General features: G+C 45.1%; 20 protein-coding genes and 1 pseudogene. 10 read left to right on the forward strand and 11 right to left on the reverse strand.

Annotated elements, in window-relative coordinates:
* Positions 1–1,741: 1,741 nt before the first annotated feature.
* A complete protein-coding gene (locus ACTQ45_RS12105; protein WP_441763897.1) occupies positions 1,742–2,230 on the reverse strand; it encodes an LURP-one-related/scramblase family protein in 489 nt (162 codons plus the stop codon).
* Positions 2,231–2,451: 221 nt separating this feature from the next.
* Here ACTQ45_RS12105 and ACTQ45_RS12110 point away from each other — a divergent pair, with 221 nt between their 5' ends.
* On the forward strand, positions 2,452–3,003 hold the full coding sequence (locus ACTQ45_RS12110; RefSeq protein ID WP_441763898.1) for a DUF924 family protein: 552 nt from the start codon (positions 2,452–2,454) through the stop codon (positions 3,001–3,003).
* A 91-nt stretch (positions 3,004–3,094) separates the two neighbouring features.
* Here ACTQ45_RS12110 and ACTQ45_RS12115 read toward each other — a convergent pair whose 3' ends face one another.
* Entirely contained in the window at positions 3,095–3,517 is a 423-nt protein-coding gene (locus ACTQ45_RS12115; RefSeq protein ID WP_441763899.1) for a VOC family protein, read from the reverse strand.
* A gap of 100 nt (positions 3,518–3,617) precedes the next feature.
* Positions 3,618–5,012, reverse strand: a complete 1,395-nt coding sequence (locus ACTQ45_RS12120; protein WP_441763900.1) for a metallophosphoesterase family protein — start codon at positions 5,010–5,012, stop codon at positions 3,618–3,620.
* Positions 5,013–5,378: 366 nt separating this feature from the next.
* On the opposite strand from ACTQ45_RS12120, the gene ACTQ45_RS12125 reads away from it, so the two are divergent.
* A complete protein-coding gene (locus ACTQ45_RS12125; protein ID WP_441750974.1) occupies positions 5,379–6,548 on the forward strand; it encodes an ABC transporter substrate-binding protein in 1,170 nt (389 codons plus the stop codon).
* 1,193 nt (positions 6,549–7,741) lie between these two features.
* Here the strand turns inward: ACTQ45_RS12125 and gloB are convergent.
* The 5 genes from gloB to ACTQ45_RS12150 all read right to left on the reverse strand — a co-directional run bounded on the left by gloB (position 7,742) and on the right by ACTQ45_RS12150 (position 10,709).
* Positions 7,742–8,455 carry a hydroxyacylglutathione hydrolase gene (gene gloB, locus ACTQ45_RS12130; protein WP_441750976.1) on the reverse strand — a complete coding sequence of 238 codons (714 nt, stop codon included), beginning with the start codon at positions 8,453–8,455 and terminating at the stop codon, positions 7,742–7,744.
* A 126-nt stretch (positions 8,456–8,581) separates the two neighbouring features.
* Positions 8,582–9,157: a TetR/AcrR family transcriptional regulator gene (locus tag ACTQ45_RS12135; RefSeq protein ID WP_441763901.1), complete on the reverse strand. Its 576-nt coding sequence runs from the start codon at positions 9,155–9,157 to the stop codon at positions 8,582–8,584.
* A gap of 77 nt (positions 9,158–9,234) precedes the next feature.
* Positions 9,235–9,621, reverse strand: a complete 387-nt coding sequence (locus ACTQ45_RS12140) for a hypothetical protein (protein ID WP_441763902.1) — start codon at positions 9,619–9,621, stop codon at positions 9,235–9,237.
* Between the two features lie 7 nt (positions 9,622–9,628).
* Positions 9,629–10,162, reverse strand: coding sequence for a hypothetical protein (locus ACTQ45_RS12145; protein ID WP_441750982.1), 534 nt, complete (start codon positions 10,160–10,162; stop codon positions 9,629–9,631).
* Positions 10,152–10,709, reverse strand: coding sequence for a MotA/TolQ/ExbB proton channel family protein (locus tag ACTQ45_RS12150; RefSeq protein WP_441763903.1), 558 nt, complete (start codon positions 10,707–10,709; stop codon positions 10,152–10,154). Before ACTQ45_RS12150 ends, ACTQ45_RS12145 begins: the two co-directional genes overlap by 11 nt.
* Before the next feature lie 246 nt (positions 10,710–10,955).
* On the opposite strand from ACTQ45_RS12150, the gene ACTQ45_RS12155 reads away from it, so the two are divergent.
* The 6 genes and pseudogenes from ACTQ45_RS12155 (at position 10,956) to ACTQ45_RS12180 (ending at position 15,363) form a co-directional block, all read left to right on the forward strand.
* The gene (locus ACTQ45_RS12155; RefSeq protein ID WP_441763904.1) at positions 10,956–11,753 is read left to right on the forward strand and encodes a hypothetical protein; all 798 of its coding nucleotides are present in this window, start codon (positions 10,956–10,958) and stop codon (positions 11,751–11,753) included.
* A gap of 16 nt (positions 11,754–11,769) precedes the next feature.
* Positions 11,770–12,477, forward strand: coding sequence for a hypothetical protein (locus ACTQ45_RS12160; RefSeq protein WP_441763905.1), 708 nt, complete (start codon positions 11,770–11,772; stop codon positions 12,475–12,477).
* A 15-nt stretch (positions 12,478–12,492) separates the two neighbouring features.
* Positions 12,493–12,879, forward strand: a complete 387-nt coding sequence (locus ACTQ45_RS12165; RefSeq protein ID WP_441763906.1) for a HEAT repeat domain-containing protein — start codon at positions 12,493–12,495, stop codon at positions 12,877–12,879.
* Between the two features lie 70 nt (positions 12,880–12,949).
* Positions 12,950–13,633 (forward strand): glycosyltransferase family 2 protein, encoded by a 684-nt coding sequence (locus ACTQ45_RS12170; RefSeq protein WP_441763907.1) that lies wholly within the window; start codon positions 12,950–12,952, stop codon positions 13,631–13,633.
* An 18-nt stretch (positions 13,634–13,651) separates the two neighbouring features.
* Positions 13,652–14,269 (forward strand): annotated as a pseudogene (locus ACTQ45_RS12175) (glycosyltransferase); the annotation flags it as partial.
* A gap of 410 nt (positions 14,270–14,679) precedes the next feature.
* Positions 14,680–15,363 carry an MIP/aquaporin family protein gene (locus tag ACTQ45_RS12180; protein WP_441763943.1) on the forward strand — a complete coding sequence of 228 codons (684 nt, stop codon included), beginning with the start codon at positions 14,680–14,682 and terminating at the stop codon, positions 15,361–15,363.
* A 20-nt stretch (positions 15,364–15,383) separates the two neighbouring features.
* On the opposite strand, the gene ACTQ45_RS12185 is transcribed toward ACTQ45_RS12180, so the two are convergent.
* Both ACTQ45_RS12185 and ACTQ45_RS12190 read right to left on the reverse strand, forming a co-directional pair.
* Positions 15,384–17,414: an ABC transporter ATP-binding protein gene (locus tag ACTQ45_RS12185; RefSeq protein WP_441763908.1), complete on the reverse strand. Its 2,031-nt coding sequence runs from the start codon at positions 17,412–17,414 to the stop codon at positions 15,384–15,386.
* A 20-nt stretch (positions 17,415–17,434) separates the two neighbouring features.
* Positions 17,435–17,866, reverse strand: coding sequence for a MarR family winged helix-turn-helix transcriptional regulator (locus ACTQ45_RS12190; RefSeq protein WP_441763909.1), 432 nt, complete (start codon positions 17,864–17,866; stop codon positions 17,435–17,437).
* A gap of 161 nt (positions 17,867–18,027) precedes the next feature.
* Between ACTQ45_RS12190 and ACTQ45_RS12195 the strand changes: the two genes are divergently transcribed.
* Positions 18,028–18,957 carry an ATP-binding cassette domain-containing protein gene (locus tag ACTQ45_RS12195; RefSeq protein WP_441763910.1) on the forward strand — a complete coding sequence of 310 codons (930 nt, stop codon included), beginning with the start codon at positions 18,028–18,030 and terminating at the stop codon, positions 18,955–18,957.
* A gap of 1 nt (position 18,958) precedes the next feature.
* On the forward strand, positions 18,959–19,747 hold the full coding sequence (locus tag ACTQ45_RS12200) for an ABC transporter permease subunit (protein ID WP_441763911.1): 789 nt from the start codon (positions 18,959–18,961) through the stop codon (positions 19,745–19,747).
* Between the two features lie 1,247 nt (positions 19,748–20,994).
* Here ACTQ45_RS12200 and ACTQ45_RS12205 read toward each other — a convergent pair.
* Entirely contained in the window at positions 20,995–21,927 is a 933-nt protein-coding gene (locus tag ACTQ45_RS12205) for a 2-keto-3-deoxygluconate permease (protein WP_441751003.1), read from the reverse strand.
* Between the last annotated feature and the right edge of the window lie 184 nt (positions 21,928–22,111).

Raw genomic sequence — 22,111 nt, forward strand, 5'->3', positions numbered from 1 at the left:
AACAAGCTAGCCTTTTTATTAGTGTACAGATAATATATCTATCTTATTCCACGCTGTCTATATTTTTATGAGGCCGTAAAAATCACTGTCCATTCTATAGGGTCCATTTTATCTGGCAGAAGGTCGGCACTATCTAGGCGAGAGACTGACGACCCTGGCAGAAGGTCGGCACTATCTAGGCGAGAGACTGACGACCCTGGCGAATGGTCGGCACTATCTAGGCGAGAGACTGACGACTCTGGCAGAAGGTCGGCACTATATAGGCGAGAGACTGACGACTCTGGCAGAAGGTCGGCACTATCTAGGCGAAAGACTGACGACTCTAGCGGAAGGTCGGCTCTATCTAAGCGAGAGACTGACGACTCTAGCGAATGGTCGGCACTATCTAGGCGAGAGACTGACGACCCTGGCGAATGGTCGGCACTATCTAGGCGAGAGACTGACGACTCTGGCGAATGGTCGGCACTATCTAGGCGAGAGACTGACGACTCTAGCAGAAGGTCGGCACTAAACAAGCGAGAGACTGACGACTCTAGCGGAAGGTCGGCACTAAACAAGCGAGAGACTGACGACTCTAGCGAATGGTCGGCACTATCTAGGTGAGAGACTGACGACTCTGGCAGAAGGTCGGCACTATCTAGGCAAGAGACTGACGACTCTGGCGAATGGTCGGCACTATCTAGGCGAGAGACTGACGACTCTAGCGGAAGGTCGGCACTAAACAAGCGAGAGACTGACGACTCTGGCAGAAGGTCGGCACTAAACAAGCGAGAGACTGACGACCCTGGCGAATGGTCGGCACTATCTAGGCGAGAGACTGACGACTCTAGCGGAAGGTCGGCACTAAACAAGCGAGAGACTGACGACTCTAGCGAATGGTCGGCACTATCTAGGCGAGAGACTGACGACTCTGGCAGAAGGTCGGCTCTATCTAGGCGAGAGACTGACGACCCTGGCAGAAGGTCTGCACTAGACAGGCGAGAGACTGACGACCCTGGCGAATGGTCGGCACTAAACAAGCGAGAGACTGACGCCCCTGGCGAATGGTCGGCTCTATCTAGGCGAGAGACTGACGACTCTGGCGAATGGTCGGCACTAAACAAGCGAGAGACTGACGACTCTGGCAGAAGGTCGGCACTAAACAAGCGAGAGACTGACGACTCTAGCGGAAGGTCGGCACTAAACAAGCGAGAGACTGACGACTCTAGCGGAAGGTCGGCTCTATCTAAGCGAGAGACTGACGACTCTGCCGAATGGTCGGCACTATCTAGGCGAGAGACTGACGACTCTGGCAGAAGGTCGGCACTATCTAGGCGAGAGACTGACGACCCTGGCGAATGGTCGGCACTAAACAAGCGAGAGACTGACGACTCTAGCGGAAGGTCGGCTCTATCTAAGCGAGAGACTGACGACTCTGGCAGAAGGTCGGCACTAAACAGGCGAGAGAGAGCCGCCCCTGGCGAATGGTCGGCACTAAACAAGCGAGAGACTCCCCTCCAGAAACACTCAAGCTAAGTTCCCCCCCACTTCTACCTGGATTAGCCCTTTCTCGCTAGAAAAACCAAAGGTGTCCTTCACTGGCGTTCAGGACGATTTCAAAAGAAGCAGTGGTTTTATATAATCGTCGCGATGCGTAGTGAGCGACACCGACTGGCTTTTAAGGTTTAGAGTTTCTGGGCGAAAGTATCTAGATAAAAGAAAAACAGCTCCCACGATTTTGGGGAGCTGTTTGTGTGATTGCTTAGCTTTTGTTTTGTGACGCATCCATTGCGGCATCGATAGCTAGAACAATCGCGATAACCATTGCTGGATCGATATCATCTTGAACGATATTGACTTCAAAGGTATCAGACCAGGAGAATATTTTCTTGTTTAAGTCGGCGACTACTTGGCCGTTTGCGTCGTAAACTGTATAGTCATGAGCCCAGAAGTCGCCTTCAATTGACCAGCCGATTTCGCTAATTTCGTAAGTGGGTTTCATGAAAGTAAACTTCTTAGAAATTGTCGCAATGTGCTCGCCCTGGTAAGAGACATTCATTTTTGGCATGAAGGTTAAGAGTTGTTGCTTAACAAATGCTAATTCTTCTCCAGACGCAATATCAAACAAACGCAATTGGCGTCCTAATGAGATTAGTTTTCCTTCTACTCGGTAAACGGGGGTTTCGTTTTCATCGTAGATATTGAAATCTCCACGTAATGAAAACATCTTTTGTTTTAAATATAGTTTCATAATAAAGCCTCTTTTCTCATAATATAGCAACTGCGCGTGTCCAGTCCAAAGTCTTTACGAGTGGCTATCCACACCTAATTGAGTTATTTAATATTCCATAAAAAAATACGAGTTGTCAATTGTGACGACCGTTTGACCGAAAGTTTCTTTCGAATATTTTGAATAAAACACTTTAAAGTGCTAAGATTGATGCATCTAAACGATTGAATGGAGGAAATAATATGATGCCGCATTCACCGAAATCTGTTCTCGATTTCTGGTTTGATCCTGCCAATGAGGCCTTACTTTTTGAGAAGAATGACGCCTTTGATAAAGCAATCCGAGACCAGTTTGAAGATACTTGGCACGCAGCCTGTCAGGGTTTGTTGTATCCTTGGCGCTCGACTATTTATGGTCGACTGGCTGAAATCATTGTACTCGACCAATTTTCGCGCAATTTGATGCGTGATGACGCCCGCGCTTTTGCTCAAGATCCGATGGCTGTGGTTTTGTCACAAGAAATCATTAAGCACCCGGATTTTAGATACCTAACACCTAACGAAAAAGCATTCGCCCTCTTACCTTTAGAACACTCTGAGTCGGCAGAGATTCATGAGAAATTAGCCGAACCTTTATTCAAAATCTATACCGATGATTACACTTATCAATACGAAGTTGCCCATAAGGAAATCATAGACCGCTTTGGTCGTTATCCGCATCGTAATGCGATCTTAGGTCGCACATCGACACAGGAAGAAATAGACTTTTTGGAACAGCCAGGCAGTCGTTTCTAACAATCTGAGTCCGTGTAAGATGTAAAGCCGTCTAAAGTTCAGTCCTATTTTGTCCAAAAGAAAGTCAGCGTAATTTGCTGACTCTCTTTTTTTATTCGCCAGATAAAAGCCAGCTGACACCGAAGGGATCAGTGAACATGCCGAAAAGGTCGGTCCATTCAGATTTTCCGAGTGGCATGCTGATTTGGCAGCCGTTGGCATCGGCCTTAGCGAATAGATTGTGAATTTGTTCCACGTCGTCTGGGTCGTGTTGGTCAAAAGTGAAGCAAAGACTTGAGCCGGCATGGTCGACGGGCTGATTGCCCCATGAGTCCGAGCAGTAAATTTTCTGGTCGAAGATTGTGAAACTGGCGTTCATAACGAAGTCCGGATTCATCTTTTCTTCTTCGGGCATGTCGGCAAAGATAGGGTCCGACATCTTGGTGATATCTGTAGTCTTAGCGCCGAGTGTTTCATAGAAAGCAAGTGCCTCTAGAGTTTGTTGGAAATTGAGATAAGGAACGCTTTTAATCATGGTGTTTCCCTCTTTCATTTGCTTGACTTGTGCGGCGTGATTCATCATCAGTTTATCACGATTGCTGTAAGGAGCGTTAATGAAATGGGATGTGAAGAGCCTAATGCGCCCACTCAACCGTCAGCTCTGTTTGTGAATAGTCTTTAGTCGACAATAATAATTCGAGATAACCATTGAAAAAACGGTAATCCGTGCCTTCAATATAAGGCTGGATATTGGCCAAGGCGACTTCCAATGCCGGCCAATCTTCACGAATACTGCCCATAAAGAAGCTGAGATTTAACTGTTGGAAGACGTTTGAAATCTCTTGAGTATGGGGTTTCAAAGCCGTGTCATTATATAAGGTGTCAAATATTTTCACATGCGTAGAATTAGTTTGCAGGGCCTTCAGGTGTGCCAGATAGTCTGGGTATTTTTCAGAGCCGAGCCAATTTTCCATCTCCAAGTCAATTTGTTCATAAGTTACTTGCTCATTATCAAAGGTGATGGCACCGATCTTGCCTGGATAAATCGAAAAGGACGTCGTAACCACCTCATGTAAAGCTGTATCGTCGACCATCAGTGTCGTAATATGTTGAGAATGTAAATGGCCAGTCAAAGTCAGAGGGAGCTGATGTTGAGCAAGCAGCTTTTGTAGATTGCTGGCTTCGGCCGCCGTCGTTTGTTGAAACTCCCCTTGAAAATGTGATAGAGCACCATGATGCATCACCGGCAACACCAGCGCCTCCTCAAGCGTTTGGTCCAACAACGTGCCCGCCCATTCAAGCGTCTCAGCCTTGGTCTGCCCGCGGCTTTCGGACTGGCCTTTGCCTGGTTTGTCAGAATAGACATTCGTATCTAACATCAAGACTTGCCAATTAGGCGAAAGCTGCGCCAAATAACTCAAACTGTTGCTATCGCGCGACAAGGCCTCATTGTAGCCAAAGTCTGCAAAGATTTCTGCAAAATCTTCAGGACTCGTCTGCTTTTCCTTCACTGTTTTCTCACCCTCAAAGCGCACCGCCCAGCCATTATGAATATCATGGTTGCCTGGAATCACGAAGACTTGCGTTCCTATTTTTTCCATTTGGGCAAAATAGTCCGCCAAATCTAACATCGATTGGTATTCACCATTCGACGTTAAATCTCCCGCCACAATAACGGCCTCAGGTTTGTCACGTTCGATTTGAACAAGCAAAGCCTCCAGTCGCTCAGGGCCAAAATCATAATCTATGCCAGCTGCCTGCTTTTGAAAAATTTCATAACGCTTGCCATGATCACTGAGTGACGGCGACATATAGTGAATATCCGTAATTAACCAAATTTGTTGAGCGGCTTGTTCAGTTTGGTCTGCGGTTTGCGCGTGTGTGTGTGCCAGCCCAGAATGTAAAGGGAAAATAACTGTCAGTAATAGGATAAGACTCGTCACAAAGGCAGTGCGTTTATTAAAAGTTGGCGAGTTTAGGCAGTCTTCTGCTTCAAAACTCTTTAGTTTCGTCGATCGTTTAATTGTCATTCGCTCATCCCTTCTTTCTTATTCTTAGGCTTTAAAGTTACCAATAATGAGATTTAATCGCAAGTGATGATTTTACTTGCAATTGCTTTTCAAGTCTGTTAAATTAGATTTACATTAGAAAGACTAAATTTTAAGGAGAATCCCTATGCATCTGTTTACTCAAACGAAATTAAACAACGTCGTCGTCGACATTGTCAGGACTTAGCGTACTCGATTTTAATCGAAGATATGCTCAGTCCTATTCGTCATGAGTGACAGAATGGGATTTTTCTTTTTTAAAGCCCCATTCTATTTTACACAAAATAGAATGAGGCTTTTTGTTATTGTTAGGACTTTTTAATAGTAAAAAAAATTGGAGTGATAAAAATGAAGATTAGAAAATTCGCATATGGTTTATTAGCAACGTTAGCCTTAGGAACACACACAACAGGTGGCGCAGCTGTCGTCCATGCACAAGAGAATGAACCTATTCGAATTGGCGCTAACTTGGAACTTTCAGGTTACGGATCGGCATACGGCATTCCAATTCTCGACAATTTACGTTTAGCGGCTGATGAAATCAACGAAGCAGGTGGCCTTTTAGATGGACGCCCGATTGAAATTATTGAATACGATAATACCTCAAATAAAACTGAAGCTGCGGCCATTGCGACACGACTAGCAGGTGAAGATATCTCAACCATCATTGGACCAGCCACTTCTGATATGATTTTCGCCTCAAGGCCGACAGCCATCGAAAGTTTGATTCCGACGATGTATCCAGTAGGAACGTCTGATGAATTGACCTTGGATGACACGGGCGCGGTACTCGACAATATCTTCCGCCTAGCTTTTACTTATTCTTTCCAAGGGAATGCGGCCGCCAGATTTGCGACTGAGCACCTGAGCGCGACAAAGGCCGTGACCATCATTGATCAATCGAACGACTACTCAGTTGGTCTGGGCGACCCCTTTATTGCTGAATTCGAGGCTCTTGGCGGGACAGTTGTTGACCAACAATTTTACAATAGTGGGGATCAAGACTTTATGGGCATATTAACAGCTTTACAAGCACAAGAATTTGACGTGATTTACCTACCAGGCTTCTTTACAGAAGGTGGCAGCATCATCCGACAAGCACGTGAGATGGGCATTATGCAGCCAATTCTAAGTGGGCACGGTCTAGCCAGCGATACGCTAATTGACATCGCGGGTGCTCACAATATCAACGACCTTTACATCACATCAATGTTCTATACCGGCAGCGAAACCCCGGGCGCTCAAGATTACATCGCCCGCTTTACAAAGCGTTACGGCGAAGCGCCAGATACTTTCGACGCCCTAAGTTACGACGCGGCTCACCTGATTTTCTCGGCCATCGAAGCGGCTGACTCTGACGAACCTGAAGCGATTCGCCAAGCCCTTGAAGGCATCGAATACCAAGGTGTGGCCGGAAACTTCAAGTACGACGAATTCCACAGTGCCGTTAACAAGGCCCCAATGTTGAAATACCAGAACGGTGAAGTAACCGAAGTCTTCGAAGTAGAAGGTAATTAATCTCCTGACAAAATAGGACTGCCAGCCCTCACCGGGCTGGCTTTTCTTGTGCTCTGAACCTTAGACTGTGTTCAATTTTTACGGTTATTTCAAAAGCATCAGGTGTCGCTCTCTCTGGTTCGCAACGATCCTATTAAAGCCACCTGCCTCTTTAACTGTCGTGAAGTATACATTTGTTATTATCTTGTATTGACGCTTCTGTCAATAGTACATGCTAGAGAATCACTACACGCTCATCTCATCGTGCCAGCCGAGCCGGTTGGCACTCCTTTTGCTCTTGCATTTTCTAGGCGAAATTTCTTTTTAGGATTATTTGGCACGTTCTTCACTATTATTGACTGCCACGTCAAGATTGTCTATTTTATCGGAGACCCTCGTCATAAAGTGTCCATTCTATAAGGTCCACTTTTCTCACGACTGAAGAAATCTTCGCTCGTCACACCCACGACTGAAGAAATCTTCGCTCGTCACGCCCACGACTGAAGAAATCTTCGTTCGTCACGCTCACGACTGAAGAAATCTTCGCTCGTCAAGCCCACGACTGAAGAAATCTTCGCTCGTCACACTCACGACTGAAGAAATCTTCGCTCGTCAAGCCCACGACTGAAGAAATCTTCGCTCGTCACGCTCACGACTGAAGAAATCTTCGCTCGTCACGCTCACGACTGAAGAAATCTTCGCTCGTCACACTCACGACTGAAGAAATCTTCGCTCGTCACACTCACGACTGAAGAAATCTTCGCTCGTCACACTCACGACTGAAGAAATCTTCGATCGTCACGCTCACGACTGAAGAAATCTTCGCTCGTCAAGCTCACGACTGAAGAAATCTTCGCTCGTCAAGCCCACGACTGAAGATATCTTCGTTCGTCACGCCCACGACTGAAGATATCTTCGCTCGTCACACTCACGACTGAAGAAATCTTCGCTCGTCAAGCTCACGACTGAAGAAATCTTCGCTCGTCACGCCCACGACTGAAGAAATCTTCGTTCGTCACGCCCACGACTGAAGAAATCTTCGTTCGTCACGCCCACGACTGAAGAAATCTTCGCTCGTCACACTCACGACTGAAGATATCTTCGCTCGTCACGCCCAATCCAACAAAAATAGGCTCGCAACTCGCACGAACCTACCTTTCACCCTATTTATCGCCAAACCGTCGCCAACTATTGCCAGACAGCCAGACACCAACCTAAAACTGGTCGCGGGCTTGTCTTAATTCAATAAATTCTTCTAATGAGTCGGCCATCATAAATAGGTTGATGCCTCTCTCACGACTGATTGTTGTTGGCAAGCTTGCTTGACCTTCGTTTCTTAAGTCTTGTACGGTTCTAAGCGTTGCTTGCAATAATCGGTAGACACCATCACTTAAGCCGTCGACTGACAAGCCAAACTTTAAGTTAGTCTGTGTATATTCATGACCGGCAAAGACCACGACTTCGTCATCCAATGCTCGCAATTTGCGCAAACCGTCATAAGCTGCTGCGTAATCACCCGTAAAGACGCGACCGCAACCACCTGAGAATAAAGCATCTCCACAGAATAACATGCCGTCCGTTAAGAAGCTGACGTGTTCTTCTGTGTGCCCAGCTGTTTTTAAGACGCTGAATTTTTGACCTAATAATTCAAACTGATCGCCTTGTGCTACTTCAACCGTCACTAAAGACGCCACTTCAGATGGTCCATAGATTGCCACATCAGGAAATTGTGCGATCATTTCAGCCACTCCGCCGACATGATCGTCATGCTTGTGCGTCAATAATAGACCGACTAATTCTAACGCTTCAGCCGCCAAGTAAGCCAAGACACCGGCAGATTCACCTGGATCAACGACAACAGCTTGTCCGTCTGCTTCCAAGACCCAAATGTAATTGTCACTGAATGCTTTTACGTAATTCACTTTCACAAGCAACACCCCTTTTGTTTTCTAACTTTATTCTACCATTTTAGCGGCTAAAAAACTTCCTAAACACAAGAAAAATCTGCCGCTATGACAGCCACAGACTTTCTCGCCAAAACGTCTAATCCCAGGCTACTTGCGACTGGCAATTCCGTCAAACAACATTTTCTTCAAATAATGCACACGCTCGTTTGCACTCAAGCCTGAGCGATTCGGCAGCGTAATACTGTGAAAAATACTCTCGACCATAATCATTGGCGGAATCGTTTGGTCAAGAAAACCATCTGCTTGCCCTTCTTCAATCATCCCCTGAATAAAAGTAAAAAATTGAATGTGCAATTCCTTCGACCGTTGGACATCAGGACTGTCTTCGGTAGCCTTTGTCCATTTTTGTGCCGGCACCATATTAGAAATTCGGTGCGTATCCGCATAGTCAAAGACGATATCCAATAAATGCGATAATTTCGCTTGATATTCGAGTGGCCATTCAGCCGTTGAAAGGCGTTCGACAATTTCTTCCATTTGTTGGTTCAAATAGTCACGCAACAAGTCGGCCTTATTGCCATAATATTTATAGAGTGCGGTCCGCGAAACATCCAATTCCTTCGACAGCAATTGAAAAGAAAAACTATCGTAGCCAACCGCCAACATTAAATCGTGAGTCGCCTGATACAACTCATCCTGCGTAAATGTCTTTTTTCGTGCCATATCCTCACTCCGTTCGCCTCTATTATACCATTAACAAAATAGGGCCGTCAGACTTATCGTCCTATTTTGACCGGGAATTAAAGGGCTTCTGTTTCTTGGTAATCCAATTCATTGTGTTCCAAGACTCTGAGGACATCCTCGTATGTCGCCTTAATCGCTTGATTGTCAGTAACCGTGAACGTCACGTCCTCCTCGAGTTTGGCCACGCGGTTGACTAGCTCGTCGTACGAAATGCTCTCGCCGTTCCAGGAAATCTCGTTGCCGCTGATTGTCAAATTGACGACACCGGTCTCGCCGATAATATCGACCGCCTCATCGCCGCCCATAATATTCAGCCAATCGTCGCCAATCACACCGGCTTCATAGAGGCCAAAGCCGCCACCACCGATTAATAACAAGAGAGCCGCCCCCCAACCTAAAAGGCCGAAACGACCGCCACGCTTTTTACGCTTGTTTCTTTTCATAACTCATTCATCTCCTTATTAACTCTGGACTGACACTTTCCCCGTCAGACCTCAATTTTAAATCTGCCAGTACCTCTTGATAGACCACCGTTTTATCCAATTCCTGGTCAAGTCGCGTCACAGCGGCCAGGATGTTGCGGTAATCGCGTACGTAAATCGCGTTGTTATCGTAGGTAAATGACACAATAATCACTGCCTCGCTCATGCTGGTGACTTGGCCGTGTAGCCAACTAAATAAATCGAGCGTTTCGGGTTTCTCAACTTGCGAGCCATCCTCCAAAATCAAATACATCGGTTGGCCATCGAGACTTGATGGAAAGACAATATTCAATTTGCCAATCGATTCTTGAAAGGTCCGATACCAAGCCTGTTCAGACGGCGTGCCGGGCACTTGCGTCATTTCAAGTTGAGCCACTTGCGTTTCCAAGGCCACGATTTTCTCATCGGACGCTTGCGACTGACTGGCCAGCACCATAAATAATAAAATCAAGATGACGTCCAACAAAGGCGTCAAATCCACAATCATTTCTTTAATTTTCATGTGGCTGCTCCCTAAATGTTGCCTGGGCGCGCCTTTCCATGAAAGCATCCTTGCGCAGTAAATACGTCTGGACTAACTCATTATTCTCCTCGACGCGTGCTTGCAGAAATCCATTAAAGACCTTGAAAACAATCGCAAAGACAATTCCCCAGAAAGTCGACGTCAACGCCATGAAAAACAGATCCGTATCCATCTCGCCCACCATCGGAATCAGGGAAATCACGGTCCCCAATAGACCCATCAAAGGAAAAATTGCGACAACATTCGTGAAACCAACATACAGACTATTACTGTTGGCCCGCTTCGTCAGCAAGACATCCTCACCTTCTGGTGCGAAATAACGCTCATAATGTTGATTCATCTGCGCCTGATTTTGCTTACCGAGCGCCATATTGCCCTTAGGCTGCAAAATCTGACTCAGCTCCTTGCAGCTAGCCAGGCACCTCAAGTATAAAACCCAAGCACCCACCGCAATCAGTATAATCAGAAAATCAAATTTAAAAAAGTTATCAATAATCGGTGTTAACAACTGTTGGAAAAACTCCATAGGCTCCCCCTCCATTCTTGTGCTTCTATCATAACATTTCACTCCCAAGAAACGCAGTAATAACAATTTAATTTTACCTTTTCCTAACAAAATAAGACTAAAGACTGCCTCAAGTGTTGTAGACGGAAATGATACTGCCTCTCTCCTCAATGCTTAGTATAATGTGATATACACATTGTTCAAACAAGGAGATATATCAGGAAAAACAAGGGTACCAAATGGCGTTTATTGGGAGGTGTATTATTATTGGTTAGTCTTTTCGCATTAAATCGTTCACATCTGCAGAAGAAGCCTGCATCCTCTGTGTTCTCATGGTTTGCTTCTGAATTACTACATCCTGATCGTACTTTTAAGCAGTTAGATGAGTGGGACATCCAAACGATCTATCAATTTATTCCCTATCAAGCAAATGATGATGAAGTGATTCATCACTTTCTCCAGACTGCAGAACATTATAAAAAAGAGGTCTACTTTTTAACGGGAGAACCGGAGTGGGCTCTAGACGCCGAGGCTACTGAACTAATCGCTTATATTGAACGTGTCCAAACTTTCCAATATGAGAATGGCCCCTTACAAGGTGTCGTGATTGATGTCGAACCTCAATCTTTAGCTGAATTCCAGGAAAATCCGTCACGCGTACTGGAAACGTTTGTCAAGGGGATGACAAACGCCTCTCAAGTTGCTAAGCAAGCTAGATTAACCGTCATACTGTGCCTGCCTAATTCCTATGATACTTTAGGCTTTGAATATGAACTTGAACAACTTATAAGCGAGGCAACTGACCAAGTAGCAATCATGAATTACCATCGCGGACAAGAGATCGTTCGGATAGAAACAGAAGCAAAGCTTAGCTTGCGTCACAATCAGCCACTGATTAACATCTATGAAATGCAAGCTGCTGGTCAATTTGGTTTGCATGAAGCAAACACATACGACGGACATGGTTTTAAAGCTGTTATTGATAATTTCAAACAATTAGAGCGTGCATATCCAAAACATAATTTATCACTTTCATTCCATGAGTTTCGCTCATTAAAAGAATAAAAAGGAGTTTGTTTTAATGAACTATTTCAGTTTGATTTATTTTCTTCTGATTTTGTATACACTTATCAGTTTAGGTCTGATAAGTTTCGTCATCATTTACCAAGTTTATTTGAAGCACCAGAATAATAATCAGCAAGCAAATAAGATAAAATGGATGCTTTATTTTCAGAACAGTATTCTTCATCCCAAAGAGGGGCATTCGTTAAAAATAGAAGCGCGTGTTTGGCGAAAGTTACGCAACATAAAAACTTTAATTCATTTTCCAGATGCTTTCGCTGCATACTTAAATGGTTCACATCGAGACAAATTTATTCAAGTGGTTGAATTTAATTTACACGAGTGGATCAAATTAGGTGCTTACTATTCAAGAAAACCGTCCCTTGAGAAGGCTTATTATGCCTCTGTGTGTAATCGAATGCCTGTATCAAAGCATGAAAACTATCACGTCCTAGCCGATTTATTACTTACATATATAGATGACCCTTCTATATATTGTAAGGAGAATGTTTTAAAGGCGCTTTACCACTTTGGTCTTGCGAAACCAATCGTGAGTGCGCTTCATCATCTATCAGGCACTCGTCAGTTACATGATCCAAAACTCATTTCTGATGGCTTACTCACTTACTCAGGAGACAAAACAGAATTGATTGAACAGTTATATGATGAATTGCCATACTTTCAGACAGACTACCAAATTGCGCTTATTAATTTCTTTCGCTTGTAACCAGCTGCTGAAATATTGAAGGATCGTTTAATCACTCTAATCAATGACCATCAGACAAACATTGATCTTACATGTGCTGTATTGAGGTATTACACCAAGTTTCCAGTCACCGCTTACCAGTCCATTATCATTGCTTGCTTAGAGGGGGACGAGTATGAACTAACTGATTGGGAACCTCGTTCAGTAGCAGCTAGCGCTCTGGTTAGTTATCCAAGTCCTGAAACGGAGGAAGCTTTAATACGATCGATTTACTCTAAACACTGGTATGTTAGAAGAAATTCTGCGCAAGCACTTGCGGTCTTGAAAGTGCCTTTAGAAGAATTATCTGAAGTGTTTGAAGGCGATGATAGCTATGCAAAGAATCAACTAAATTACTTTTATAGAAAACAGGTGAGCGTATGACGGTCGAGCTTATTTTTGATATCGCTGGTGTTTTTTTGCCATCTATTTATTCTTTTACGCAACTTTCATATTGATTGGTAATGCGTCGGCAGTTGTAAACTTATTTAAAGCTCGACGCCGTAAATTATTAGACAATATTCTTAAACACCCATACTATTTCCCAGTCTCAATTATAGTACCTGCTTTTAATGAATCGTTCACCATACTCGGGACTGTTGATCATTTACTCCACCTGGATTATGAAATTTATGAAATCATTATTGTCGACGACGGATCAACTGACGATACCGCCACCAAAATCATCGACACATACCATATGGAAAAGCAAGAAGGTCCTTTACGAGTTCAAGTCCCATCTAAACCGATCCAAGAAATCTATACGTCACAATTTCAGAAACATCGCATTACATTAGTCCGCAAGGAAAATGGTCGAAGTAAAGCAGATGCAGTGAATGCTGGTATCAATGTCGCAACGTATCCCTACTTCATTACTATGGATGCTGATGAAATTTTACAGACTGATGCATTAAAAAACTCTGCACGTCTCGTATTGGAAGATGAAAATGTTGTCGCTGTGGGAGGCTTATTAAATATCTCAAATGGTGTTACGTTCAAAAATGCCCGTGCTGTAGATACGCCTTTAACTCGTAACCCTGTTGCGGCCATGCAATCACTAGAATACACCCGTGCCTTTATGGGGTCTCGAGTGTTCAATGATTCATTTAATGGAAATCTAAATGTATCAGGTGGTTAGGGTCTTTTCCAGAAAAAAGCAGTCATCGAAATTGGCGGCTATGATCCCAAAAGTGTTGGAGAGGATATGGACTTGGCCTTGCGTTTACATAAACACTTTGCTGGTAAAAACATACCTTATAGCATCAAGTTTGCTGCAGACGCAGTTTGTTGGACACAGGCACCTTTCACTTTAAAAGATTTAGCTAATCAAAGATCCAGATGGCATCGCGGACTAATCCAGTCTATGTGGAACCATCGTGATTTTTTTATGAATCGTCAATACGGACATATTAGTCTAATATCTTATACTTACTTCCTATTATACGAATTGCTTGCTCCTTTTGTTGAGTTAGCCGGAGTACTACTCATTGCTTTAGCGATCTATACCAACTATATCAATTGGCCTTTCACAATTGCTGTTACTATCTTGTATTCATTTTTTAGTGTGCTCCAAAGTTTAATTTTCTTTGCCGGGCGCTACTTTATACAAGATTATACCTATTACTCAAGTGATTTTGTCTGGGCAATACTCATTTCTTTAGCTGATTTGTTTTTCTTTCGACCATACTTATTGTTAATTCGACTTTTCGCTACATTAACTTATAAGAAGTACTTGCATTCTTGGAACAAAATTGCCCGAAAATCATTTGATTAAAAGATCAGTCACCATTATTTTTCCAAATAGCACAAGCCTTCGTTGCCTTTACGGTAAGGATGACGAAGTGGGTTTGTCTTTAGTGTTCATGAAGAACATTTGCATGTCACGCGTGCCTAGTATAGCTTTGGCTGTTTTTGGGTTTGTTGGGCGTTGACTAAAGTGTTGTGGTGCAGTGACGGCTGATGGGGCTAATTTTCTATATGACTTTCTAATGGTTGGCATTAGAAGAGTCGATTCTTATGGGGGTTCAAATAGCGGGGCTTGGTCTTATGGCCTTTAGCGTTCGGGGGAGGTAGAGCGCCGGAGGAATTGGGTGAGTGTTAATAGTTTGGCTATTTCTTTTGAAAGTGGTATTCTTAAAAAGGAATTTTAAATAAAAATTTATGAATGGAAGTGGTTTTTTTATGTTGAAAAAAGCATTGGCTGAAGTTATTGGGACTTTTGCGTTGGTGTTTATTGGGACTGGTGCAATTGTGTCTGATAGCGGCGATACGGGTTTATTAGCCATCGGTTTGGCTTTTGGTTTAACGTTGATGGCGATGGCTTTTAGCGTTGGGACTGTTTCGGGTGCTCATTTAAATCCAGCGGTTAGCTTGGCGATGTTAATTAACAAGCGTTTGCCAGTGACGGATTTTGTGGTGTATGTTGTGTCTCAATTAGTGGGTGCTTTAGCAGCATCAGCGGTTTTACGTTTCGTTTTATCTGCTGCTGGTCGTGAGATTGTTGGCTTAGGTGAAACTGTTTTATCTGAGGGTGTGTCTGTTGCAGGTGGTTTCGTGATCGAAATGCTGTTAACATTCTTATTCGTTTTAGTGATTGTAACGGTTACTGGACGTAACGGGAATGGTCAAATGGCTGGTTTAGTTATCGGTTTAACATTGACTGCTATGATTTTCATGGGTGGTACGTTGACTGGCGCTTCATTAAACGCAGCGCGTAGCTTTGGCCCAGCGGTCTTCATGGGTGGTGCTGCTTTATCTCAATTATGGTTATATGTTGCCTCAACTTTAGTGGGGGGTGCCTTGGCTGCGGTTGTCGCAAACTTTGTGCTAGACACTGAAGCTGGCGATTTAGGCGCTGAAAAAGCATAATCTTTTATAATAAAAACGAGCTAGCTCGCTGAATGTTCTTCAGCAGCCGGCTCGTTTTTTTCTTGTTTAAATTGCGTTTCGTATAGTTCGGTGTAAAGTGCGTTTGAATTCAAAAGGTCTTGATGACTGCCTTGAGCCACAAGCTGTCCTTGGTCCATCACCACAATTTTATCCGCCGACAAAATCGTCGACAGGCGGTGAGCAATCATCAAGCTCGTGCGTGATTGAATCAATGGCTCGATGGCCGCTTGAATCAGCGATTCAGAAATCGAGTCAAGTGATGACGTGGCTTCATCAAAAATCAGGATAGCTGGATTTTTTAGAAGCACGCGAGCAATCGACAGACGCTGCTTCTCGCCACCTGAAAGCTTCAGACCACGGTTGCCAACGAGGCTGTCGTAGCCTTGTGGCAGGCTGGCAATCAGGTCGTGAATATTGGCGAGGCGACAGGCTTCTTTCAGCTCGGCATCAGTCGCATCGGCTTTGGCATACAACAAATTGTCTCGAATTGTTCCATTAAATAGATAGGTATCTTGCGTCACGATGCCGATGGTTTCACGTAGATAATGTAAGTCGAGGTCGCGTAAATCGACACCATTCAGACGGATACTACCCGCGTCAACATCATGCAAACGCGGTAAGAGATTAATCAGCGAGCTTTTACCGGCACCGGACGGGCCAACAATGGCGACCGTTTCACCTGGTTGGACGGTGAAGCTGATGTCTTTCAAGATGGGTCGCTCAGAATCGTAGGCGAAGGCGACTTGGTCAAATATCAAGTCGGCCGAGGCGCTTGGCTTGCTGGTTGTGGTTGAGTTAATTGAGGCGCTTGGCTTGCTGGTTGTGGTTACGGCGGCGGTGGAAGTCTCGGCGGCGGCGGTGGAAGTCTCGGCGGCGGCGGTGGTTACGCCGGTGGTGGTTTCGCTTGGCGCCACACCAGCGGTTTCATTCCCCTCGCCCATTCCCGCCGGCCAAATCGCTTGTTGCGGACTTTCAATCTCAACGTCGCGGTCGAAGTAATCGAAGATACGCGTGAACAAGGCCATTGAACGAATCCAATCAATTTGAATGTTCAATAAAGAGTTAACCGGCCCATACATTTTACCAAGGAATACCACCATCACGGTAATATCTCCGACAGATAACGTCGCATCATAATGCATCATCAAACTACCACCCACTAAATACAGTAACAGCGGACCGACACTTGAGAAGGTACTCATAGCCACTCTAAACCAACGTCCGGCCATGCGCTCCTTCATATTCAAGGCCAACAAGTCACGGCTAAAGCTTTCGTAGCGATCGGCTTCTTGCTTTTCTTGGTTGAACAATTTGACCAACAACTGGCCACTGACCGACAAGGTTTCATTTAGAATCCCGTTGACTTGGTCTTCGGTGGCCTGAGCTCGGCTTGTTAGTTGCCAGCGCAATTTACCCATTTTCTTGGTCGGAATAATAAACAAGGGAATAATTATGAGGCCGACCAGAGCTAGCGGTACACTCTTTTGTAACATCGCTAGCAGCGCAAGCCCCAAGGTCAGGCTATTCGAGAGAATACTGGTAACCGTACTAGTCATCACTTGTTGCACGCCTGAGATATCACTCGTCATCCGCGTGATTATATCACCTTGATTATTGCTTGTGTAAAAATGATGCGGCATTTTCAAGAGATGCTTAAACATTGCATTGCGCATATCAAGTGTCATATGTTGAGCAATCCAATTGCTCAGGAAACTTTCGGCGACACCAATTAAATTGGCCGTTAAGATCACGACAAAAGACTGACCAATTAGCCACAATAAACGATTGAAATCTTGACCAATTAAACCTTCATCAATAATTCGCCCCGTTAGAATGGCCGGCAGTAGATTCAGCCAGGCACTCAGGCCAATCGCTGTTAACATCAAAACAAGTTGTTTCCAATAAGGTGCCATGTAACTCATCACGCGGCTAAAAAATGCCCATGTGATGACCGGACGATTGGCTTTTTCCTCACGGCTCATATAGCCGCGACCCTGTTTCCCATTAGGACGTGCGATTCGTAATTCCAATAAGCATCACCTTTCTCTTGTTAGGGCGTTTCGCCCAAGTTCTTCAAGCCACTACTCAATTTGTCTGCTAATTCAGTCAATGTATCGATTTCTGCTTCAGTTAATATCCCTTCAATGACGCGGCCCATTTTTTGTCTTTCGCCGCGTAAAGCTTCCAAAACTGCTTCACCTGCTGGCGAAATGTTCACCACAAATACGCGTTGGTCTTTTTCGTCACGCTCTCTTGTGATCACGCCTTCGGCTTCCATCCGCACTAGGCGTTCGTTCAATGATGACGTGCGCATGCCCAATCGATCTGCGATGACTCGCGTTGGTGTGTTCGGTTGTTCTGAGATAATTTTCAATAAGCGGTAGCCCCCGCGCCCTAATTTTTGCTTACCAGCCGGGCGTCTTCGCAAGGTCCGCATGACACGGTCCAAGGATGCTAACATCATTTCTTCTTTATTATTCACTTAAAACCCTCCTTCAACAGGTACCTGCTACAATTATACAACAGGTACCTGTTTATGTCAAGTAGAGGATTATTTTTCCTATTTTGGACAAAATAGGGTACTTAATCTTCTGCTTGATGGTAAACTGAAGCTAGAAGTAAAATGCAAAGGAGCTTATGAAAATGACTCAACCATTTGTTATTGAAACTATTGATTTGACGAAGCGTTTCGGCACTCATCGAGGTATTGAAGATGTGAATATTCGCGTAGCCGAAGGTGATTTTTACGGTTTTATCGGTCCCAATGGCTCTGGTAAAAGTACGACCATTCGTTTATTACTCGGTTTGATTAGTCCTTCTGCTGGGAAGGCGCGCTTATTTAGTGAGCTGGCTGGCCCTAATCAAACGGACGTACTCGCTCGGATTGGTTACATGCCGTCAGAGGCTGTCTTTTACAAAGGCATGAGCGTGCGCGAGGTGATTCGTTTGTCTGCTGATTTGCGCGGGAAGGCTGTGCGTGAGGCCTGTCAATTAGAAGCAAAGCGCCTGTGTGACTTGTTCCAAGTGGATACGCATAAGAAAGTTGAAGAGTTGTCCTTGGGAAACCGCAAGAAAGTCAGCATCATTTGCGCCCTCCAACATCGACCAGAGTTATATATATTGGACGAACCGACTAGCGGTCTCGATCCCTTTATGCAGAAACTCTTCTGGCAAGAGTTGACCGAACGTAACCGTCAAGGGGCGACGGTCTTTGTGTCTTCGCACATCCTGTCCGAAGTTCAACGTTATTGCCAACGTGCTGCCATTATTCAAGATGGTCGTATTGTGATTGATGATACCGTTCAACGCTTGATTCAAACAACTGCCAAGCGAGTGACGATTCACGGCCGAGGCCCTGTGGATTTGGATTTAGCCGATATGAAAGACGTGTTGCAAGCGGAGGATTCGCTTAGTTTCCTATATAATGGCGACATTCAATTGTTGTTAGAAGCTTTGTATCAGCAGCGAGGCGAGATGTTGGACGTCTCGATCGTTGATCCGGATATGGATGAAGTCTTTATGCATTACTACGAGAATGTCGCAAACAGCCCGCAAGTTAAAGGAGGTCATTAGTATGTTTATCATGAAACATGAAATCAAACGTCAATGGCTACCTTTGGGCATTTTCGCTTTAGCCTTGAGTTTCATTCTGGCAGTCGTCGTCCTAATGTATCCTTCGATGGCTGAAGACATGGGCGGCTTGATAAGTTTAGTTGACGGCCTGGGAGTGTTCACCGATGCCTTGAATTTAGATATTAGCCAACTAAATTCCTTAATCGGTTTCTACGGTATGGAGATGGAAAGTATGGTCGGCATCGCAGGCGCCTTGTACGCTGCTTATCTAGGAATTTCCTTACTATCTAAAGAAGAAAGCCGCCACACGGCTGAATTCCTATTAAGCCACCCTATTAAACGTTCACGCGTTTACTTAGAAAAAGCAGCCGCCTTGATCCTTATGTTGACTCTGTTCAATCTGATTATCTATGTGATTGCTTTAGTGACAATAATCGTTTCGGGACAGTCCGTTCCACTGCTTGGCTTTAGCTTATTACATGTCGCAAGCCTCTTGGTGCAGTTGAATATCGGCTTATTATGCTTCGGACTTTCCGCTTTCTTGAAGAATGAATCAATTGGTTTAGGCATGGGCGTGGCTTTGCTATTATATTTCTTCAGCCTGTTTGCGAATATTTGGCAGGAACTGGCATGGCTACGTTTCATCACGCCCTTCCAGTACGCCTTTGCTTCCGACATTCTGAAGGCCGAACAACTCGACCTAAGCTTGATTGCGATTGTCTTCGGGACCAGTTTGTTGGTGAGTGCGGCTGGACTTGTGCATTACGATAGACGAGATATTGCGAGTTAGCTTGATGGGCTAGTGGGTTTAAAAAAAGCATCCAGATTTACGCGGCTATTGGAGCCATGCAGATTTGGATGCTTTTATTTGTGATGGTTGGTGAAATTCGGCAAGAAAATTTCGACTCTCGCCAGCATGGGTGGCGAATGGCTAACGCACGCCGACCAACGCTGACAGACGGCAGGTGAGCTAACGCCAAGTGACGACCCTCGCTGACAATCGGCAAGAAAGCCAACGCCGAATGACGACTCTCGCTGACAGTCGGCAAGAAAGCCAACGCCAAGTGCCGACCAACGCTAACAGTCGGCAGGAAAGCCAACGCCGAATGACGACTCTCGCTGACAGTCGGCTGGAAAACTGACGCCAAGTGCCGATCCTCGCTGACAGTCGAAAGGTGAGCTAACGCCGAATGACGACTCTCGCTGACAGTCGACAGGAGGACTAACGCCGAGTGCCGACTCTCGCTGACGGTCGGCAGGTGGACTAACGCCGAATGACGACTCTCACTGACAGTCGGCAGGTGGACTAACGCCGAATGACGACTCTCGCTGACAGTCGGCTGGAAAACCAACACCGAATGACGACTCTCACTGACAGTCGGCAGGTGGACTAACGCCGAATGACGACTCTCGCTGACAGTCGGCAAGAAAGCCAACGCCGAATGACGACTCTCGCTGACAGTCGGCTGTAAAACTGACGCCAAGTGCCGACTCTCACTGACAGTCGGCAGGTGAACTAACGCCATATGCCGATCCTCGCTAACAATCGGCAGGTGAACCACCACCGAATGACGACTCTCGCTAACAATCGGCAGGAAAACCACCACCGAATGACGACTCTCAACAACAGTTGGCAGAGAAACTAGCACCGAATGACGACTCTCGCTAACAGTCGGCAGGAGATCCACCGCCGAATGACGACTCTAGCTAACAGTCGGCAGGGAATCCACCGCCGAATGACGACTCTCAACAACAGTCGGCAGGGAAACCACCACCGAATGACGACTCTTTTATCTAATCGTCGCGACACGCAGTGAGCGACACCTTTATCTTTTGGCACATGGCGCATCGCCACACGTCATCCCCCTAATACATTCTCCAGAACGATGCCACCCAGACCATCGCTAACCCCCACAAAAAAACAGAAAGCCCATCTCGCGATGACTCCCTGGCATTATATAAACTCTATCCAATTAAACCTTAGGCTTGCACTCTGAGTGCAAGCCTAAGATCCAAGCCTAAAACCAAACCAAGAACTTAAATATCGTTTTTAATCGTTGACAACTTCGCTACGATAAACGGCGTAATCATGCTTGTAATCACCACTGCCATCAACGTTTGAGACGCAGCTGAAACAACATACTCACTCAACATATCTGGATAAATTGCGCCAAGAATACCGGCAGTAGACACTGATAAACCAGCTACAGTGATAAATGACGCGCCAACTGATCCATCATTCTTCAGAATATTTTTGTCGATGAAAATCATCGACAAGTTCACAATGAAGAACACAACTGTCACAATCACACCACCAACACCAGCCTTCAACGCCTCAACTAAATTCAAACCGTAACCTAAGTTCCACCCCATCAAAACGGTCAAAGCAGGTAAAGCGGGCATAAATAACCCTCTGAAGTTTGGATCAAGGTTACCAAACACCACACCCGCAGCCATAGGAATAACCGTACTAATCGTTGGCATCCAATCCATACCGCCTCCACCAGCGATACCATAAACAATCATCGGAACAGCAGCAATACTGAACAAACCAGTCAAACCATAGACAGCAGTATCATCCTCCGTACCATATTGTTGCATCAGCGATAAATAAACCGCCGGATTAATCGAACAAATAACAATTGTGAACGCCAAAGCACTCACACCGAAAATACCAACTTGCCCGAAAAAATGAATAAATAATAAGCTCAAAATCACACCCGTAATAAATTTAACAAGCAACAACACACCTTGACGCTTCAACGCATAACTAATCTTACTCAAGTCAATCCCAGTCCCCGAACAGAAACAAATCGCACCAATAATGCCATTCGTCCCTAGCCCACCAAAAATGTGCTGAGTCAAACCACCAATCTCAAAAAAATTAGGCGCAATCGTATAAATCAACGCACTCATCAACATCGGCACCAAAAACGTCCCCGCCGGCACACGCTTAATCGCATTCAACATCTTACAAAACCTCAACTTTCAAATCAATTTACCCTATCATAGCATAATCACGCCCAGACAACTAACACCCCTTTGGCCAAAATATAACCTTACATTTGTGAGAAAAAGCTAATTGACAGCGTTTCCGGCCAACTTCGCACGAAAACAACGCCCCTGAAACCGCCAGTCACTCTCTATCTCCTCC

Origin of the sequence: Fundicoccus sp. Sow4_D5 (genome assembly GCF_052116365.1) — a bacterium.
In the GTDB taxonomy this organism is placed as follows: Bacteria; Bacillota; Bacilli; order Lactobacillales; family Aerococcaceae; genus Fundicoccus.

What these genes read in the sequence shown, in the direction of transcription:
- ACTQ45_RS12200 (WP_441763911.1), top strand. Translation starts at nt 18,959, where the DNA reads ATGTTTATCATGAAACATGAAATCAAACGTCAATGGCTACCTTTGGGC.
- ACTQ45_RS12140 (WP_441763902.1), bottom strand. Translation starts at nt 9,621, where the DNA reads ATGAAAAGAAACAAGCGTAAAAAGCGTGGCGGTCGTTTCGGCCTTTTA.
- ACTQ45_RS12105 (WP_441763897.1), bottom strand. Translation starts at nt 2,230, where the DNA reads ATGAAACTATATTTAAAACAAAAGATGTTTTCATTACGTGGAGATTTC.
- ACTQ45_RS12135 (WP_441763901.1), bottom strand. Translation starts at nt 9,157, where the DNA reads ATGGCACGAAAAAAGACATTTACGCAGGATGAGTTGTATCAGGCGACT.
- ACTQ45_RS12115 (WP_441763899.1), bottom strand. Translation starts at nt 3,517, where the DNA reads ATGATTAAAAGCGTTCCTTATCTCAATTTCCAACAAACTCTAGAGGCA.
- ACTQ45_RS12120 (WP_441763900.1), bottom strand. Translation starts at nt 5,012, where the DNA reads ATGACAATTAAACGATCGACGAAACTAAAGAGTTTTGAAGCAGAAGAC.
- ACTQ45_RS12110 (WP_441763898.1), top strand. Translation starts at nt 2,452, where the DNA reads ATGATGCCGCATTCACCGAAATCTGTTCTCGATTTCTGGTTTGATCCT.
- ACTQ45_RS12145 (WP_441750982.1), bottom strand. Translation starts at nt 10,162, where the DNA reads ATGAAAATTAAAGAAATGATTGTGGATTTGACGCCTTTGTTGGACGTC.
- ACTQ45_RS12205 (WP_441751003.1), bottom strand. Translation starts at nt 21,927, where the DNA reads ATGTTGAATGCGATTAAGCGTGTGCCGGCGGGGACGTTTTTGGTGCCG.
- ACTQ45_RS12125 (WP_441750974.1), top strand. Translation starts at nt 5,379, where the DNA reads ATGAAGATTAGAAAATTCGCATATGGTTTATTAGCAACGTTAGCCTTA.
- ACTQ45_RS12195 (WP_441763910.1), top strand. Translation starts at nt 18,028, where the DNA reads ATGACTCAACCATTTGTTATTGAAACTATTGATTTGACGAAGCGTTTC.
- ACTQ45_RS12160 (WP_441763905.1), top strand. Translation starts at nt 11,770, where the DNA reads ATGAACTATTTCAGTTTGATTTATTTTCTTCTGATTTTGTATACACTT.
- ACTQ45_RS12150 (WP_441763903.1), bottom strand. Translation starts at nt 10,709, where the DNA reads ATGGAGTTTTTCCAACAGTTGTTAACACCGATTATTGATAACTTTTTT.